Origin of the sequence: Lentzea kristufekii (genome assembly GCF_033949925.1) — a bacterium.
In the GTDB taxonomy this organism is placed as follows: Bacteria; Actinomycetota; Actinomycetes; order Mycobacteriales; family Pseudonocardiaceae; genus Lentzea; species Lentzea kristufekii.
This window is the reverse complement of sequence record NZ_JAXAVV010000013.1, coordinates 149,925-167,275: the sequence shown is the minus strand read 5'-3', so window position 1 is coordinate 167,275 and position 17,351 is coordinate 149,925. Positions and strand designations below refer to the sequence as shown.

14 protein-coding genes are annotated in these 17,351 nt (G+C 68.2%); 8 read left to right on the top strand and 6 right to left on the bottom strand.

The window, feature by feature from the left end:
- Positions 1 to 8 precede the first annotated feature (8 nt).
- The 6 genes from SK571_RS26380 (at position 9) to SK571_RS26355 (ending at position 8,911) form a co-directional block, all read left to right on the top strand.
- A complete protein-coding gene (locus tag SK571_RS26380) occupies positions 9 to 815 on the top strand; it encodes a carbohydrate ABC transporter permease (RefSeq protein WP_319986769.1) in 807 nt (268 codons plus the stop codon).
- Positions 816 to 835: 20 nt separating this feature from the next.
- Positions 836 to 1,954 carry a glycoside hydrolase 5 family protein gene (locus SK571_RS26375; RefSeq protein ID WP_319986768.1) on the top strand — a complete coding sequence of 373 codons (1,119 nt, stop codon included), beginning with the start codon at positions 836 to 838 and terminating at the stop codon, positions 1,952 to 1,954.
- Between the two features lie 20 nt (positions 1,955 to 1,974).
- A complete protein-coding gene (locus SK571_RS26370) occupies positions 1,975 to 4,884 on the top strand; it encodes an alpha-mannosidase (RefSeq protein WP_319986767.1) in 2,910 nt (969 codons plus the stop codon).
- 3 nt (positions 4,885 to 4,887) lie between these two features.
- A complete protein-coding gene (locus SK571_RS26365; protein WP_319986766.1) occupies positions 4,888 to 5,787 on the top strand; it encodes a glycoside hydrolase family 18 protein in 900 nt (299 codons plus the stop codon).
- Positions 5,788 to 5,907: 120 nt separating this feature from the next.
- Complete coding sequence (locus SK571_RS26360) at positions 5,908 to 7,422, top strand: PKD domain-containing protein (protein ID WP_319986765.1); 1,515 nt, start codon at positions 5,908 to 5,910, stop codon at positions 7,420 to 7,422.
- 13 nt (positions 7,423 to 7,435) lie between these two features.
- On the top strand, positions 7,436 to 8,911 hold the full coding sequence (locus SK571_RS26355) for a PKD domain-containing protein (RefSeq protein ID WP_319986764.1): 1,476 nt from the start codon (positions 7,436 to 7,438) through the stop codon (positions 8,909 to 8,911).
- Here SK571_RS26355 and SK571_RS26350 read toward each other — a convergent pair.
- Together SK571_RS26350 and SK571_RS26345 are read right to left on the bottom strand one after the other, a co-directional pair.
- Positions 8,908 to 9,696 (bottom strand): cytochrome P450, encoded by a 789-nt coding sequence (locus SK571_RS26350; RefSeq protein WP_319986763.1) that lies wholly within the window; start codon positions 9,694 to 9,696, stop codon positions 8,908 to 8,910. The two genes, SK571_RS26355 and SK571_RS26350, sit on opposite strands and share 4 nt — an antisense overlap.
- A complete protein-coding gene (locus SK571_RS26345) occupies positions 9,657 to 10,043 on the bottom strand; it encodes a cytochrome P450 family protein (protein ID WP_319986762.1) in 387 nt (128 codons plus the stop codon). Before SK571_RS26345 ends, SK571_RS26350 begins: the two co-directional genes overlap by 40 nt.
- Positions 10,044 to 10,213: 170 nt before the next feature.
- Between SK571_RS26345 and SK571_RS26340 the strand changes: the two genes are divergently transcribed.
- A complete protein-coding gene (locus SK571_RS26340) occupies positions 10,214 to 10,390 on the top strand; it encodes a hypothetical protein (protein WP_319986761.1) in 177 nt (58 codons plus the stop codon).
- Between the two features lie 71 nt (positions 10,391 to 10,461).
- On the opposite strand, the gene SK571_RS26335 is transcribed toward SK571_RS26340, so the two are convergent.
- From SK571_RS26335 to SK571_RS26325, 3 genes are read right to left on the bottom strand one after another with little or no spacing between them, the layout of a single operon-like run.
- A complete protein-coding gene (locus SK571_RS26335; RefSeq protein ID WP_319986760.1) occupies positions 10,462 to 11,415 on the bottom strand; it encodes an ABC transporter substrate-binding protein in 954 nt (317 codons plus the stop codon).
- A 12-nt stretch (positions 11,416 to 11,427) separates the two neighbouring features.
- The gene (locus SK571_RS26330; protein ID WP_319986759.1) at positions 11,428 to 13,368 is read right to left on the bottom strand and encodes an ABC transporter permease; all 1,941 of its coding nucleotides are present in this window, start codon (positions 13,366 to 13,368) and stop codon (positions 11,428 to 11,430) included.
- A 1-nt stretch (position 13,369) separates the two neighbouring features.
- Positions 13,370 to 14,383 (bottom strand): quaternary amine ABC transporter ATP-binding protein, encoded by a 1,014-nt coding sequence (locus SK571_RS26325; protein WP_319986758.1) that lies wholly within the window; start codon positions 14,381 to 14,383, stop codon positions 13,370 to 13,372.
- Positions 14,384 to 14,629: 246 nt separating this feature from the next.
- Here SK571_RS26325 and SK571_RS26320 point away from each other — a divergent pair, with 246 nt between their 5' ends.
- Positions 14,630 to 15,568 (top strand): ABC transporter substrate-binding protein, encoded by a 939-nt coding sequence (locus SK571_RS26320; RefSeq protein ID WP_319986757.1) that lies wholly within the window; start codon positions 14,630 to 14,632, stop codon positions 15,566 to 15,568.
- 9 nt (positions 15,569 to 15,577) lie between these two features.
- Here the strand turns inward: SK571_RS26320 and SK571_RS26315 are convergent, their stop codons facing one another.
- Positions 15,578 to 17,347 carry a hypothetical protein gene (locus tag SK571_RS26315; protein ID WP_319986756.1) on the bottom strand — a complete coding sequence of 590 codons (1,770 nt, stop codon included), beginning with the start codon at positions 17,345 to 17,347 and terminating at the stop codon, positions 15,578 to 15,580.
- Positions 17,348 to 17,351: the final 4 nt, after the last annotated feature.

Sequence of the window (17,351 nt, the reverse complement as noted above, 5' to 3'; positions counted from 1 at the left end):
AGGACATCGTGAGACTCGCACTGCGCTACCTCGGGCTCCTCACGATCCTCGCGATCAGCATCGGGCCGTTCCTGTGGCAGTTCGCCACGAGCATCAAGGGACCGGACGAGGACGTCTTCGTCCCCGACTTCATCCCGGACGACCCGACGTTCGCCAACTACGCCGCGGTCGCCGACGTGGTGCCCGTCTGGACGTTCGCGCTCAACTCGCTCGGCGTCGCGAGCGTCAACGTCATCACGAACTGCCTCGGCGCCGCCATGGCCGGCTACGCCCTGGCACGGCTGAAGTTCCGTGGGCGCAGGTTCGCCGCGGTGATCTTCGCGAGCAGCATCCTGGTGCCGTTCGAAGCGATCATGATCTCGCTGTTCCTGGTGATGCGCGGGTTCGGGCTCACCAACACCCTCACCGGCGTCGTGCTGCCCGGCGCGATCGCCGCGCTCAACGTCCTGTTGCTGCGCAACGCCTTCCTCGCACTGCCCGCCGAGGTCGAGGAGGCCGCGATCATCGACGGCGCCAACGCGTGGCAGCGCTTCACCCGGCTCGCGCTGCCGTCGGTGAAGGGCACGCTGGTCGTGGTGGCGCTGTTCTCGTTCATGTTCAGCTGGGACGACTTCCTGTGGCCGCTCATCGTGCTGAGCGACCAGGAGAAGTACACGCTCACCATCGGCCTGGCGTACCTCCAGGGCACGTTCGTGCAGAACCAGCGGCTGGTGGCGGCGGGCACGATCATCGCCGTCGTCCCGCTGATCCTGCTGTTCCTGTTGCTGCAGAAGCACTTCTTCCGCGGAGTGGGAGAAGGCGCGATCAAGGGATGATCCCCAGAAGGAGTTCGGCGTTGCGTTTCGGCGTGAACTACACCCCTTCCCACGGCTGGTTCCACCACTGGCTCGACTTCTCGCTCGACGACGTCAAAGCCGACTTCGAGTCCATCGCGGGCCTCGGCCTCGACCACGTGCGGATCTTCCCGCTGTGGCCGGTGTTCCAGCCCAACAGGGGCCTGGTCCGCCCCAAGGCCGTCGAGCAGCTCGCCCAGATGCTCGACGCGGCCCACGAGACAGGCCTGGACGTGCAGGTCGACGTGCTGCAGGGCCACCTGTCGAGCTTCGACTTCTACCCGTCGTGGGTGCAGACCTGGCACCGCCGCAACATCTTCACCGACCCCGACGTCATCGACGGGCAGAGGTTCTACGTCCGCACGCTCGCCGAGGCGCTGAGGGACAAGCCCGGCTTCCTCGGCTTCACCCTGGGCAACGAGGTCAACCTGCTCACCGAGTCCAACCCCTGCGCGCCCGCGCAGGCCGGCGAGTGGATCGACACGCTGCTCGACGAGTGCGAGAAGGCCGCGCCCGGCCACCCGCACGTCCACTCCGAGTACGACGCCGTCTGGTACGAGAGCGAGCACGCTTTCCTTCCGGAGCACGCCGCCAACAAGGGCGCGATGACGACCGTGCACTCGTGGGTCTTCAACGGCACCGCTCAGCGCTACGGATCGATGTCACCGGAGAGCGTTCACCACGCCGAGTACCTCGTCGAACTGGCGAAGGCGCACGCCGAGGACCCGCAACGGCCCGTGTGGCTGCAGGAGGTCGGCGCCGCCCAGCCCGAGATCACCGCCGAGCAGGCCCCGCAGTTCGCCGAGCAAACGCTTGCGAACGTGCTGACCTGCTCGAACCTGTGGGGCGTCACGTGGTGGTGCTCGCACGACGTCGACCGTGCGTTGGTGGACTTCCCCGAACGCGAGTACGAGTTGGGGTTGTTGACGACGGAACGCGAGGTCAAGCCGCTCGGCGAGGCGATCGCCCGGCTCGTGCGCGAGGCAGCGCACGAGCCGGTCGAGCGCACGCCGATCAAGCTGCACGGCGACCGGCCCTCGTGGGGACCGGGCGGTGCTTTCTTCGAAGAGTGGATGAGCCTCGCGCGCACGGGCGTGCGGGCCTCGATTGCGCGGGGATGAACCAAAGGGGATTGAATACTGTGCACGACGAACGCGCGCTGCTGGAAGAACGACTCAACCGCACGCTGAAGGAACGCATCCGCCCGGCCGTCTACGGCGAGACCGCACCGCTGGAGCTCGCCGTCTGGACCGTGCCGGACGAGCCCGTACCGGTCGCCGAAGCACTGCGAGCCACCTACGAACCGGCCAACGTCGGCGACGACTGGGGCGCGCCGTGGAGCACGAGCTGGTTCCGGCTGACCGGCAGCGTCCCGGAGTCGTGGCAGGGCAAGCAGGTCGAGGTCGTGCTGGACCTCGGCTTCACCCACCCCGGCCCCGGCTTCCAGTCCGAAGGCCTCGCGTACACAGCTGACGGCCTGCCCATCAAGGGCATCGAGCCGCGCAACACCTACCTGCCGGTCGACGGTCGTGAGGTCCTCTTCTACCTGGAGGCGGCCGGAAACCCGACGATCCTCGACTTCCACCCGTTCCTGCCGACCCCGCTGGGCGACAAGGAGACGGCGGGCACCGAGCCGTTGTACAAGATCCTCAAGGCCGAGCTCGCGGTGTTCCAGCCGCAGGTGTGGCACCTGATGCTCGACATCGAGGTGCTGCAGTCGCTGATGCGGGAACTGCCGGACCACGACCCGCGCCGGCACAAGGTCCTGCACGCGCTGGACCGGGCGATGGACGCGCTGGACCTCAACGAGGTCGCCGCGACCGCCGATCTGGCCCGCGAGGAACTGGCCGGCGTGCTGGCGTTGCCCGCCAACGCCTCCGCGCACAAGGTCTCCGCGATCGGCCACGCGCACATCGACTCGGCCTGGCTGTGGCCGCTGCGGGAGACCGTCCGCAAGTGCGCGCGCACGTTCTCGAACGTCACCAAGCTGATGGACGAGTACCCGGACTTCTACTTCGCGTGCTCGCAGGCCCAGCAGTACGCGTGGATGAAGGAGCACCACCCGCACGTCTGGGACCGCGTCCGCGAGAAGGTCCGCGCCGGGCAGTTCGTGCCGGTCGGCGGCATGTGGGTCGAGTCGGACACGAACATGCCCGGCGGCGAGGCGATGGCCCGTCAGCTGGTGCACGGCAAGCGCTTCTTCCTCGACAACTTCGGCGTCGAGACCGAGGAGGTCTGGCTGCCCGACTCGTTCGGCTACAGCGCCGCACTCCCCCAGCTGATCAAGCTGTCGGGCTCGCGCTGGTTCCTCACCCAGAAGCTGTCGTGGAACCAGATCAACAGGTTCCCGCACCACACGTTCTGGTGGGAGGGCATCGACGGCACGCGGATCTTCACGCACTTCCCGCCCGTCGACACCTACAACTCGTCCTTGAGCGGCGAGGAACTGGCGCGTGCTTCGAGGCAGTTCGCCGAGCACGCCAAGGCCTCGCGGTCGCTGGTCCCGTTCGGCTACGGCGACGGCGGTGGCGGCCCGACCCGCGAGATGATGGAGACCGCGCACCGCGTCGCGGACCTCGAAGGCTCCCCCACCGTTCGCGTGGAGCCTCCGCGCGAGTTCTTCCAGGCCGCGCAGGACGAGTACCCGGACGCGCCGGTGTGGGCGGGCGAGCTGTACCTGGAGAAGCACCGCGCCACCTACACCACCCAGGCCAAGACCAAGCAGGGCAACCGCCGCAGCGAGCACCTGCTGCGCGAGGCCGAGCACTGGTCCGTCGCGGCGGCTCTGGCCGGCCACGAGTACCCGTACGACGACCTCGACCGGTTGTGGAAGACCGTGCTGCTGCACCAGTTCCACGACATCCTGCCGGGCAGCTCGATCGCCTGGGTGCACCGCGAGGCCGAGGCCACCTACGCCCGCGTGGCGTCCGAGCTGAAGGCCCTGACGGCCCAGGCGATCGACGCGCTGAAGGGTGACGGGGACGACGAGCTCACGTTCGACGTGCTCGGTGGCGACGCCCCTGAGCCGTTCGTGACACCGGCCGACGGCGTGCTGGACAACGGAAGGCTGCGCGTCACGATCGACGCCGACGGCATCGTGCTCTCGATCCTCGACCTCGAAGAGGACCGCGAAGTCCTGCCGCCGCACGGGTTCGCGGGCATGCCGCAGCTGCACCGGGACAACCCGAACCAGTGGGACGCCTGGGACATCGACCCGTTCTACCGCAACTGGAAGGCCGACCTGGTCCCGTCCGAGCGCGTCGACGCGGAGGACGGCGTGATCGTCCGGGCGAAGTTCGGCGACTCGGTGCTCACCCAGACCATCCGGCTGCGGGAGGGTGCCAAGCAGGTCGACTTCGACACCGAGGTGGACTGGCAGGAACGGGAGAAGCTGCTCAAGATCGCGTTCCCGCTCGACCTGCGTGCCGAGGTCTCCACGGCGGAGACGCAGTTCGGCCACCTGCACCGCCCGGTGCACACCAACACCTCGTGGGAGGCGGCGAAGTTCGAGATCTGCGCCCACCGCTACCTGCACGTCGGCGAACCCGGCTACGGCGTCGCGGTGGTCAACGACTCGACCTACGGCCACGAGGTCACCCGCACCACCCGTGACGACGGCGGAACCACCACGACCGTGCGCCTGTCCCTGCTGCGCGCACCGCGGTTCCCCGATCCCGAGACCGACCAGGGCGAGCACCGCTTCCGCTACGCCCTCGTGGTCGGCGCGGGCATCCCGGAGGCGATCGACGCCGGGTACCGCATCAACCTGCCGCCGCAGGCCGTCCGAGGTTCGCACGCACCAGAACCGTTGGTGCGCACGGACAACCGGGCGGTGAGGGTCGAGGCCGTGAAGCTGGCCGACGACCGGTCGGGCGACGTCGTCGTCCGGCTCTACGAGGCGCACGGCGGCCGTGCCCGCGCCTCGATCAGCACCTCCTTCGCCCACACCCGGATCCAGGAGACCGACCTGCTCGAACGGCCCCTGGCCGACGCGTCGGCAGAGGTGGTGCTGCGCCCCTTCCAAGTGATCACCCTGCGATTCACGAGGTAGCGCATGAAGAAGCTGTTCCTCGCCCTGGTGCTGGTGGCGCTCGCCGCGCCACCGGCCCAGGCGGCCACCCAGAAGCGAACCGTCGTCTACTACCAGACCCAGTACAGCAACGGCGCGACCGGCACGTACGTCTCGCCCAAGCCCCTGGTCGACCGCAACACCGGCGTCACGGACGTCCTCGTCGCCGCGATCCACCTCAACGACAACAAGATCGTCCACCTGAACGACCACCCGCCGTCGCACTCGCGGTACACGCAGATGTGGCAGGACCTCGCCGCGATGCAGGCCCGTGGCGTCAACGTGATCGGCATGGTCGGCGGTGCGGCGCCGGGCTCGTTCCAACGGCTCGACACCCGGTTCTCCGAGTACTACCCGTTGCTGCGCGACACGATCCGCACCTACCGGCTCAACGGCGTCGACCTCGACGTCGAGGAGCGGATGTCGATCGCGGGCATCCGGCGGGTGATCGACCAGCTCAAGACCGACTTCGGCGCGAACTTCATCGTCACGCTCTCCCCGGTGGCGAGTGCGCTGTGGGGCGGCGGCAACCTCTCGGGCTTCAACTACGAGGACCTGTACCGCAGCCACGGCTCGAAGATCGCGTGGTTCAACGGCCAGTTCTACAACGGCTGGGGCAACGCGGGCAGCACCGCGAACTACGACCAGATCATCAACCGGCGGGTGATCCCGGCGAACAAGGTCGTGCTCGGCACCCTCACCAGCACGGCCAACGGCGGGTCGGGCTACGTGAGCATGACGACGCTGAAGAACACCGTCACCAGCCTCAAGACGAAGTACACGAACTTCGGTGGCGTGGCGGGCTGGGAGTACTTCAACTCGCTGCCCGGCGGCACCACCGAGCCGTGGCGGTGGGCCGGCGAGGTCACGGCCTGGCAGAAGTAGGCCGTACGGAGCAACTTGCACCGGGCGGGCAACAAAAAGCCCGCCCGGTGCGATTAAAGGCCGGGGTGACCCCGGCCGTTCCGAGGCGCGGGGTTCTGGGGTTCTAGGGGGAACTTTCGCATGCCTTCTGCGAGATCGCTGGCGGTCGCGGCCGCCGTGCTCATGGGGGTGCTGGTGCCCGGTGTGGCACAGGCGGCGCCACCGTCCAATGACGACTTCGACTCGGCCACGGTCGTCGGCGCGCTGCCGTACTCCGTCGAGCAGAACACGACGGAGTCGACCAAGGCGAGCGACGACCCGTACGGCTGTCGCGGCTACTCGGTCCAGGGTTCAGCCTGGTTCCGCTACACCGCGACCGAGGACGGCCTGCTGCGGCTGAAGACCGAGGGCAGTGACCGCGACCTGAACGTGGCGACGTTCACGGGTGAGCGCGGCGACCTGAAGCAGGTCTGGAACGCGTTCTACGACGGGTGCACGACCGAGCGGGCCACGCCGCTCACGTTCCCGGCGAAGGCGGGCACGACCTACCACTTCATGGTGAGCGGCACGAGCTCAGCGGGCGGCCAGGTGAAGCTCGCGCTGGACCGGATCTCCCACCTGCCCAACGACGATCTCGCGAACGCGGAGCAGGTGACGGCGCTGCCCTTCGGCGCGCCGATCCCGGACCTCACCCGTGCCTCCCGCGAGGCCGGCGAGCCGAGCGCCGCCGGGTGCGCCGGTTCGGGCGCGCCGTCCGTCTGGTACGCCTACACGCCCACGAGGAACCACTCGGTGCTCATGCACGTCGACGGCTGGGGTTCCGGCCCCACGGCGGCTGTCTACGAGGGCACCTCGATCAACGACCTGACGCTCGTCGGCTGCGAGGACTCCCAGCACTACGACGGCAAGTCGGTCGCGGTCACCGCGGGCAAGACCTACTACTTCCAGTGGTCCGGCGGCGGTTACTACAGCTACCCCTCGACCCTGCGGCTCAGCGAGTCGGCGCCGTTCACGACGCAGGTCTACACCGGCTACAGCCACGAGCGGTCTCTCTTCGAGAACATCGGCTTCCAGGTGGACCACCAGGCCGACTACAACGACCCCGTCACCACCGAGTGGGACTTCGGCGACGGTGCCACCGCGGCGCCCAGCACGGAGACCAGCAAGTCGCACCGCTACGCCGCGGACGGCGTCTACACGGTGACCGTGCGGTCGACGGCCGGAGACGGCCGCACGGCGACGGACACGACGACGGTCACGGTGAAGACGCACGACGTCGGCATCTCCAAGTTCACCGTGCCGGCCAGCGCGCGGGCCGGTGAGCAGAAGCAGATCGCCGTCCAGGTGTCGAACACCCGCTACCTGGAGAAGGTGAAGACCACCGTCTACCGGGACAACGGCAACGGCAACGGCTGGCAGGAGGTCGGCACGCTCACGATCGACGTGCCCGCGCACCCGACCCGCAAGGTGAAGTTCCCCTTCGCCTACACCTTCACCCCGCAGGACGCGGTGACCGGCAAGGTCTCGTTCCGCGCGGTCGTCGAGCCGCAGCTCGAGTACCCGGTGCGCGACGCGGTTCCGTCCGACAACGAGGTCATCACGATCGCGACGACCGTCAGGCCGGCGCTGCTGTCCGCCGCCGCCGTCGCGAACTGATCCGGGGGAGATCATGAGACTGTCCAGGAGAATTCTCGCGTCCGCGTTCGCCGCGGCCGTGTTCGCGACGTTCGCGCCCGCCGTGGCGCTGGCCGCTCCGGCCGCCGACGACTTCGACAGCGCGGTCGACGTCTCCGCGCTGCCGTTCCAGTCGACGATCGACACGACCGGCGCCACCAAGGCGGCCGACGACCCGAGCGCCTGCAACCACTGGGGTGAGGGCTCGGTCTGGTTGCGCCACACCGCATCCGCCGACGGCCTCGTCCGGCTGCGGGCGCAGTCGACGCGGTTCGGGCCGTTCTTCGGCGTGTTCACCGGCGAGCGCGGCGCGCTCACGCCGGTGGCGGGTGCCTGCACCTCCAGCAGCCCGTTCGACGACACGTTCCGCGTCCAGGCCGGCGTGACCTACCACGTCCTGCTCGTCGAGTACTACTCGTGGTACGGCGGCCCGGTGAACGTGTCCCTGACCCCCGTCGCCCCCGCACCGAACGACGACCGCGCGTCGGCCGCGCCGGTGGAGATCTCCGAGCGGCACGAGGGAGATCTGCGGCGCGCGTCGGCGGAGCCCGGCGAACCGGCCGCCAGTTGCGACGCCGGTGCGACGCAGTCGGCCTGGTACCGCTACACGCCGACCTCGCCGAAGTTCGTGCAGGTGCTGTCCGACCGGACGGCGGTGAGCGTGTACCGCGCCTCTGATCTGTCCGAAGTGGACTGCGAGCCGTCGGGCAGCAACAACTACCAGCACAACGTGTTCTCGGCGACGCCCGGTGAGTCGTACCTGGTCCGGGTGGCGGACTCGCCGGAGTACGCGGCGCCGTTCTTCGTGGAGTTCGTCGAGGCGGAACCACTGGCTCCGTCCGTGGGGACGTACCCCAACAACCCCACGGTGTTCACCGACGTCACGCTGGAGCCGTTCTCGGGTGACCAGCGACCACTGGTCACCGGGACGGTGTCCTTCGGCGACGGCGGCTCGGCGCCGATCGTGCCCGGCCAGCAGATCAAGCACCGGTACGCCGCCGACGGCGAGTACACGGTCACGGTGACCGGCTCGACGAAGGACGGCCGCACCGGCACCGGCTCGGAGGTGCTGAAGGTCGACACGCACGACGTGTCGGTCACCGCGTTCTCCGTTCCGGCGTCGGCACGGGCGGGCCAGACCAAGCCGATCAAGGTGAGCGTCGCCAACACCCGGCACGACGAGAACGTCCGCGTGACGCTCTACAAGGTCAGCACCTCGGGTAGCGGTTACGACCTGGAGATCGGCCACACCACGCAGTGGGTCCCGGCGTCCGCGTCCGGGCGGACCGACTTCCCGTTCGCCTACACCTACTCGGCGGAGGACGCCGCGAAGGGCTCGGTGGAGTTCCGGGTGGAGGCCACCATGCCCGACCGCGGCTGGGGTGCGGACGCCAAGCCCGACGACAACCAGGCGCGCGCGAAGACGACCAGCGTGCGCAAGGCGGCGGGCACCAACGCCGTGATCGACTAGTCGAAGCGGAAGGTGGCTGTCTCGAGGTTGTCGAGCATCCACTGACGCCGCACGAGCGGTGCGCCGGTCTCCCTGCGCAGCAAGGGAAGCCGGCGCACCATCTCTTCGAGCAGCACACGCTTCTCCAGCCGCGCGAGTCCGGCGCCCAGGCAGTGGTGCGGCCCGTGCCCGAAACTCATGATCCGCGTCCTGCGCCGGATGTCGAACGTGTCCGGGTCGGCGTAGCGCGCGGGATCGCGGTTGGCCGCGCTGAGCCATCCGCTCACCCACTGCCCCGCCCTGATCTCCCGGCCGCCGATCGTGACGTCCCGCAGCACCAGCCTGCGCGGGGCCGGGAAGATCGGGTACCAGCGCATGGTCTCCTCGATCGCCCCCGGGATCAGCGACGGGTCCGCGCGCAGCTCCTCCCAGCAGCCGAACTCGGTCAGGAACAGCACGGCGTTCGGGATGGTCGCGGCGGTCGTGTCCACGCCGGCGCCGAGCAGCATCGCGCAGTAGCCGATGAGGTCCCAGTCCGACATCGGCCTGCCGTCGACGAGGTAGCCGGTGGCCTGCACGGCGAGCAGCTCGGCGATCAGCCCGTCACCGGGCTCCGCGCGCTGGCGGTCGAGTTCGGCGGCGAAGAACTCCGCCATCTCGGCCTGCCTCGGCACGGTGCTGGTCGTGACGGAGTCCTGGTACCACTGTTCCAGCCACTCGGTCATCCGGTGCTCGGCGCTGAGGTCGAGGCCGAGCAGGTGGCAGATCACCCTGGTGGGCAGAGGCTTGGCGACGCGCGGGACCACGTCGAAGCCGCCGGGTTCGAGCCGTCGACCAGCTCGGTGGCGATGGCGCGGATCTGGGTTTCGAGCCGGGACATCACCCTGGGGCTGAACGGGTCGGCGACCGCGGCCCGCAGGTCGCGATGACGCTGCCCGTCCGCGGCCCACATGCCGCTCAGCACGGGGTTGGCCAGCGGCCTGGTCTCGTCGGTGAGGCCGTAACCGGACGAGAAGCACTCCTCGTCGGAGAGCACCCGCTGAACGTCGCTGAGGCTGAAGACGTGCCAGGTGTCGAGTGCCTCGTCGAAGTGGACCTCGGTGGTGGGATCGAAGAACTTCCCAGGTCGCGTGGGCAGGTGGGCGGCAGTCATGCCCTCGATCGTGGTCCCTTACCTCGCCGGCCGGGATCCGCTGATCCGGCTACCGGGGCACCGCGTAAGGGGTCTCACGGCGCGACCTTGCGTGATCGTCCGATGTAAGGGGTCACCCCTCAGGCGCAATCTCATCGTCATCAGGAAAGACGAACTGAGGAGTGAGTCGGATGGAATGGACGCCCGAAGCGATCAAGGCGGAGATGGACTACCGGCAGGAAGCCCTGCGGGAGGACGCCCGCCGGGCGCGGGAGTACTACCGCCACGGCGGTAAGCAGCGTTCGTGGTGGCACCGCATGACACATCGCCACGAGCCTGAGGTTCCCGCCGGACAACAGGCTGCATGATGCCGGGGGTAGTCGTAGGGGGTGCGGTTCCTCTCGTCCAGGAACCACACCCCCTACGACTCATGTCCTGACTAGGCCTTGGGCAGCCACGCCTTGACCTTGTCGCCGTTGGCGTCCACCCACTTCTTGGCGGCGTCCTCGGGCTTCATCTTGTCCTCGGCGATGTACTTCGCCACGGTGTTCTGGTCCTCGTTGGTCCACTTGAAGTTCTTGACCAGCTGGGCGGCCGGGCCGTTCGCGTCGGCGAACTTCTTCGACACGATCTTGTCGAGGTCGTAGTCGGGGTAGTCGCAGGCGATCTTCTCGGCGTCGGCGTCACAGCCCGGCGTGTACGCGGGCAGCTTCACCTTCTCCAGCTTGATCTCGTTGAGCAGCCACTGCGGCGAGTAGAAGTAGCCGAGGACCCACTTCTTGTCCTTCTCCGCCTGGCGGAAGGCCTGGATCAGCGCGGTCTCGCTGCCGCCGTAGACGACCTTGTAGTTGAGGTTCAGGTTCTTCACCAGAGCCTCGTCGTTGGTCACGAACGACGGGTCGCCGTCGAGCAGCTGGCCCTTGTCGCCGGACTCCGAGGTCTTGAACTGGTCGGCGTACTTGTTGAGGTTGTTCCAGTCGAGGATGTCGGGGTGCTCCTTGGCGAGCCACGGCGGCACGTACCAGCCGATCTGCCCCTTCACGCCCGTGGACCCCGCGCTGACGGCGGTCTTCTGCTCGTCGATGTACTTCTTGCGCAGGTCGTCGTGGCCCCAGTTCTCCACCACGGCGTCGACCTCACCGGTGCCGAAGCCCTGCCAGGCCACCTCTTCCTTGAGCTCCTTCTTGGTGACCTTGCACTTGAGTTCCTTCTCGGCCACGTACGCGAGCACGGCCGCGTTCGCCTCGTAACCGACCCACGGGTTGATCGCGAGGTTGAACGTGCCGCAGTCGCCGGTCGCACCCGAGGAGGTGTCACCGACCTTGGCGCCACCGCAACCAGCAAGGGCGAGTGCTCCTACGAGCACTGCTCCCAGCACGCTGTGCCTAGCCACTTTCCAGACCTCCTAGTTGGTCCACCGCTTGGCGGCCGCCTGGGTGAGGCGGTCGAGCATCACGCCCAGCACGACGATCGCGACACCGGCCGCGAGCCCCTTGCCGTACAACTGGCCCTGAGAGAACCCGGCCACCACGTCGTAGCCGAGCGCGCCGGCGCCGACGAGACCGCCGACGACGACCATCGAGAGCACGTAGATCAGGCCCTGGTTGGCGGCGAGCGTCAGAGCACCGCGCGCCATGGGCAGCTGCACCTTCACGATCGTCTGCCACGAGCTCGACCCCAGTGCCGTGGACGCCTCGACGGTCGCGGGCGACACCGCGCGGATGCCATCCGCGATGATCTTGATCGCCACCGGCGCCGCGAAGACCACGGCGGCGATGATCGCGGTGAAGCGCGACGCGGAGAACAAGGCCAGGAAGGGCACCAGGTAGACGAAGGCGGGCATGACCTGCGCGGCGTCGAGGACCGGCCGGATGAACCGGTCGGCGCGTCTGCTCCGTCCCATCCAGACACCCACGACGATACCCAGGACCATCACCATGATCGTGGCGACCAGGGTGGACGCCAGCGTGATCATCGAGTCCTGCCAGAGGCCGGTCGCGATCAGCAGGCCGATGCAGATGGCGGAGACGATCGCGGGCCGCACGCCGCCGATCATGAACGACAGCGCGACGATCACCAGTGCCACCAGGAACCACGGCGACTCGGCCAGCAACGCCTGCAGCGGGTTGATCAACGCGAACGTGACGAAGTCCTTGAAGCCGTCCGTGATCACCGGCAGCGAGTCCTGCGCCCACTCCGTCACGGCGGTCGCGCCCTTGCGGATCGAACTGCCGATCTCCACGTCCGTCTGGAACTCGGCGGCCCACAGGTAGGTGTAGGAGAGGTAGACGCAGACGCCGGTGATGCCGAGGCCACCGAACAGCGCCCAGCGCGGAAGACTGCGGCGCTCGCTCGCGGCGGCGGTCGTCACGCGGTCCAGCACGATCGCCAGCACCACGATCGCGAGGCCCGCGTTGAACGCCGTGCCGACGTCGAGGGTCTGCAACGCCTTCACGACGGTCTTGCCGAGGCCCGGCGCGTCGATCAGCGCGGCGATCGTGACCATGGCCAGCGCGGCCATGATCGTCTGGTTCACGCCGAGCACGATGGTCTTGCGGGCGGACGGCAGCAGCACCTTCACCAGCGTCTGCTGCCACGTCGCACCGAGCGACTCGCTCGCCTCGACGGTGTTGCGCGGCACCGAGCGGATGGCGTGCGCGGTGATCCGGATCGCGGGCGGTGCCGCGTAGATCAGCGTCGCGATCGTGGCCGAGGCCGGGCCGATCAGGAAGAACAGCGTCAACGGCGCCAGGTAGACGAACGTCGGCATCGTCTGCATGAAGTCGAGCACCGGCGTCAGTACGCGGTTGGCCCGATCGGACAGTCCCGCCCAGATTCCCAGCGGAATGCCGATGAGCAGCGAGATCACGACCGCGGCGAGGGTCAGCGAGAGCGTGTCCATGCTCTCCTGCCACAGGCCCTGCAGGCCCAAGAACACGAAACCCGCGACGGCGAGCAGCGCGATCCGCCAGCCGGCCACCGCGAGGCTGACGAAGCCGGCGATCGCGACCACGCCGAGCCAGCCGATCACCGGCACGGGCCGGCCGAACGACGGCTGCGCGATCAGGGCCTGGATGAAGGTCACGAACTCGTCGATGACGAGCCGGATCTCGTTGAAGAAGTACAGGAACAGCGGGTTGGAGTTCCTGGACGCGCCGACGGCGTCGTTGACGTCGTTGATCCACCGGTGCAACGGGGTGAGGTCGGCGGCACCGAGCGCGAGCGTCCCGACGTTGCGGAACACCAGCCACAGCACCAGCCAGGCCAGCACGATGCCGGCGAAGATCAGCGACTTCTTGTGCTGGAACACCCGGGGTAGCTGCCGAGGGGCGGCGACGGCGACCATGTCACGCCTCCCCGGCCACGACCCCGAGGATCTCCTCGTCCGCGACCACACCGAGCAGCTCGCCGTTCTGCACGACCTTCACCGGCTTGTCCGCGCTCAGCACGCTGCGGACGGCCTCCCGCACAACGGTTTCCGGCGACAGCTCGGGACCGTCGAGCTCGTCGTCGGGGCGCGGCGGGCGCATGATCCACTTCAGCGTCAGCACGTGCGACTTCGGCACGTCCTTCACGAAGTCGCGCACGTAGTCGTCCGCGGGGGCGCCGACCAGCTCGTCGCCGGTGCCGACCTGCACCACCTGGCCGTCGCGCATGATCAGGATGCGGTCGCCCAGCTTGAGCGCCTCGCTCAGGTCGTGTGTGATGAAGACCATCGTCTTGCCGACCTCGCGGTGCAGCCTGATGACCTCGGACTGCATGTCGCGGCGGATCAGCGGGTCGAGCGCGGAGAACGGCTCGTCGAAGAACAGGACGTCGGGGTCGCCGGCGAGTGCGCGCGCGAGACCGACGCGTTGTTGCATGCCGCCGGAGAGCTGATCCGGATAGGACTTCTCATAACCGGACAGTCCGACGAGGTCGACCACCTCTTGTGTCCGTTCCCCACGTTTCGCGCGCGGTACCCCGCGGATTTCCAGGCCGTAACCGACGTTGTCGGCGACAGTCCGGTGCGGGAGCAGACCGAAGTGCTGGAACACCATGGAGAACTTGTTCCTGCGCAGGTCGCGCAGGCGCTTGGCGTCCGCTTCGAGAATGTTCTCGCCTTCGAACATGATCGTGCCCGCGGTCGGTTCCACCAGCCGCGTCAGACAACGGACCAGTGTGGACTTACCCGAACCGGACAGTCCCATCACCACGAACATCTCGCCGGGAGCGACGTCGAAGTCCACTCCGCGCACGGCCGCGACGGAACCTGTGCGCTCCATCAACTCGTGCCGCGACAACGCTTTGAGCTCGTCCGAGGCCACCAGCTGCGATGCGTTGGGGCCAAACACCTTCCACAGGTCCCTGACCGAAATCACGGGATCCACGCCAAACCACTCCGACCTGTTGCGGACTGCGCACACCGTTTCTCGATGCGCGACAGCATTGACCTTCGCACGGATACGGTCAAGGGCTGATACAAATCAGATCCTTTGTGGACAACCAATCATCCCATGACTTGACTCGGTCAGAACGATCGGGAAAAGCTGAACTGAGCGGTCTCCTGCATCGCTCTTCCCCCCGACGAGGAGCTGTTCGTGCAAGCCCCCAGAATCGCTCTGGCAATGACGTTCGTGTTGACAATTGCCGGTTGTGGCAGTGGATCGACGGCGTCACCGCGCTCCAGTTCGGCAGCACCCACCGAGCCCTGCGACTCCATCACCATCGCGGTCAACCCGTGGGTCGGCTACGAGGCGAATGCGGCCGTGGTCGCGTACCTCGCCGAGAAGCGGCTCGGCTGCAAGGTGACGAAGAAGGAAGTCGACGAGCAGACCGCCTGGCAGGGCCTCGACTCAGGCGAGATCGACGTGATCCTGGAGAACTGGGGTCATGAGGACCTGAAGCAGAAGTACATCGAGGAGAAGCGCTCTGCCGTGCGGGTGGGCCCGTCCGGCAACAAGGGCGTGATCGGCTGGTACGTGCCACCGTGGATGAAGAAGGAGTTCCCGGACATCACGAACTGGCAGAACCTCAACAAGTACGCCGAGAAGTTCAAGACCGTGCAGTCGGACGGCAAGGGCCAGGTGCTCGACGGCGACCCGTCGTTCGTGACCAACGACGAGGCCCTGGTCAAGAACCTGAACCTCAACTACAAGGTCGTCTACGCGGGCAGCGAGGAAACGCTGATCAAGGCGTTCCGCCAGGCCCAGGAGAAGAAGACGCCGCTCATCGGGTACTTCTTCGAGCCGCAGTGGCTGCACCTCGACATCGAGCTGGTCAAGGTCGACCTGCCCCCGTACACGGCGGGCTGTGACGCGGACCCGGCCAAGGTCGCGTGCGACTACCCGCGCTACGAGCTCGACAAGATCGCCTCCAAGAAGTTCATGGACAAGGGCGGCCCCGCGGCCAGGCTCGTGCAGAACTTCCAGTGGAGCAACGACGAGCAGGACACGGTGGCGTCGTTCATCGCGAAGTACAAGATGTCGCCCGACGAGGCGGCGAAGCGGTGGGTCGAGGCCAACCCGGACCGGGTCGAGGACTGGCTGACGAAGGCCAAGCCGTAACCAACGGCCTCAGTTCCGGCCGCGGGACCACCACTTCTCGTCGGGCCCGGAGATGTCCTCGACACTGAGCCTGCGAACGGATCCGGCGCGCTTGAGCCGGGCCACCAGCTGGTCTTCCCGTTGCGCGAGCCGGCGGTAGATCTCCACCGCGGAGGTCTCCTGCCGGCTCCCTCCTTCCTTCTGGGCGCGCCTCTCCACGGTCCGCCAGTTCCCGAGGAACTCGAGAGTGAGGTCGGCGATGGCCTGCCCGGCGTGCGCGGTCAGCGTGTCGGCGGGCGAGGCGAACCGTCCCGCGTGGAACGCCAGGTTCCTGGTGACGTAGAGCCACTCCAGCAGCGCGGCGGCGGTGTCCTCCTGTTCGCGCAGCCAGCCCGCCAGGACCTTCGAGTCGGCAAGCCTGGCGCGCCAGAGCTCCGTGAGGTCCTGCACGAGACCGCCCTCGCTCTCGGCGAGCGCCGTGATGGCCTTCTGGGCGGCGTCGAGCCGTGCGTCCGGGCGGTTGTGGCCGATGAGCACCTCCAGCCAGGCGTCCACCGACTTCAGGTGGTGCTTCACGCCGGTGGTCGGCACGTGCGCGTCGAGCGGTCCGCGCAGGTCCGTGTCGTGGTTGGTGACGATCACGTGCAGGCTGACGAGGTGCTGCCGCAGCATCTGCAGCGCACAGGCCTTGGCCAGCCACGCGATCTTGCCCGGATCGAGCCCGGTCGCCTCCAGCGCACTCCACGCGAGCCCGGCGCTCGCCATCGGCGCGTCGACCTGCCGCGCCAGGTTCGCCACCCGCATCGCGCTGCGCAGCTCCGCCGGCCAGTAGGCGGTGAGCGGATAGGCGTTGCCGACCGTGCGCTGGTGCTCGGTGCCGCGGGTGACCCGTCCGCCCGGCTCGCTGACCTGCCAGACCGGCGCGATGTGCAGTTCGGTGAGCCGCTCCCCCGCCGCGTACTGGTCGAGCACCTCGCTGAGGATCCGGCGGCCCCGCAACGCCGCCGTGTGCACGTCCGCCGCCTCGACCGGCACCCGCACCAGCACCGACGACCCGTTGACGGCCTCCTTCAGGAAGTCGTCCTTCGGCAACCTGTTGCGGTGCAGCGGCTCCTGCCGCGCCTGGGGCAACAGCTCGTCCAGGTGCCTGAGCACGCGCGCACCCCGCACCACGAACGCGACGACGTGCTTCTGCTTGCGGGGCCACAGCACGTCGGCGAGATCACCGCGCTTCTTGAGCCACCGCAGCAGGTCCGTCCTGAGCTGCCTGCCATCCCTGCCGTGCACCGCGACGACCACCGCGACCTCGGCGATCATCCTGGCGCGCAGCGGAAGCTCGATCCCGTTCCACAGTGGATCGATCCACTTCCGCACCGCCGCGCGCAGCTTCTTCGGATCGAGCTTCGCCGCGGCGTCGGCCGCCACCTGAGCATCGAACCTCTGGCCGTCGGCGGCGATGGCCGCGTCGACCTTCACCAGCACCCTGCGGGCCTTCGCGAGCTCCAGTCCACCGCCGTGGGCGTAGGCGGGCTTGGCGGCGTCCATGCACGCGAGCGAGGTGGCGATGATGCGCCGCAACAAGTTCCACCGCGGCTGGTCCTCGGTCGCGTGACTCTCCAACGCGGCCTGAACGCGAGTGACGGCGAGGTACGCGCTGTTGAGCCCCGCAACGTGCTCACCGAGGTGCGCGTCGGGGTCGAGCGCACGCAGCACACCCTGCAGCAACGCCCGCTGCCCGCGATCGAGCCCGGCGTCGTCGAAAGCCTGCCGCAACCGGGCGTCGAGGTACTGGTAGCGCACGTGA

Coding starts and splice junctions, on each gene's coding strand:
- SK571_RS26365 (WP_319986766.1), top strand. CDS start 4,888: ATGAAGAAGCTGTTCCTCGCCCTGGTGCTGGTGGCGCTCGCCGCGCCA.
- SK571_RS26360 (WP_319986765.1), top strand. CDS start 5,908: ATGCCTTCTGCGAGATCGCTGGCGGTCGCGGCCGCCGTGCTCATGGGG.
- SK571_RS26355 (WP_319986764.1), top strand. CDS start 7,436: ATGAGACTGTCCAGGAGAATTCTCGCGTCCGCGTTCGCCGCGGCCGTG.
- SK571_RS26345 (WP_319986762.1), bottom strand. CDS start 10,043: ATGACTGCCGCCCACCTGCCCACGCGACCTGGGAAGTTCTTCGATCCC.
- SK571_RS26340 (WP_319986761.1), top strand. CDS start 10,214: ATGGAATGGACGCCCGAAGCGATCAAGGCGGAGATGGACTACCGGCAG.
- SK571_RS26330 (WP_319986759.1), bottom strand. CDS start 13,368: ATGGTCGCCGTCGCCGCCCCTCGGCAGCTACCCCGGGTGTTCCAGCAC.
- SK571_RS26320 (WP_319986757.1), top strand. CDS start 14,630: ATGACGTTCGTGTTGACAATTGCCGGTTGTGGCAGTGGATCGACGGCG.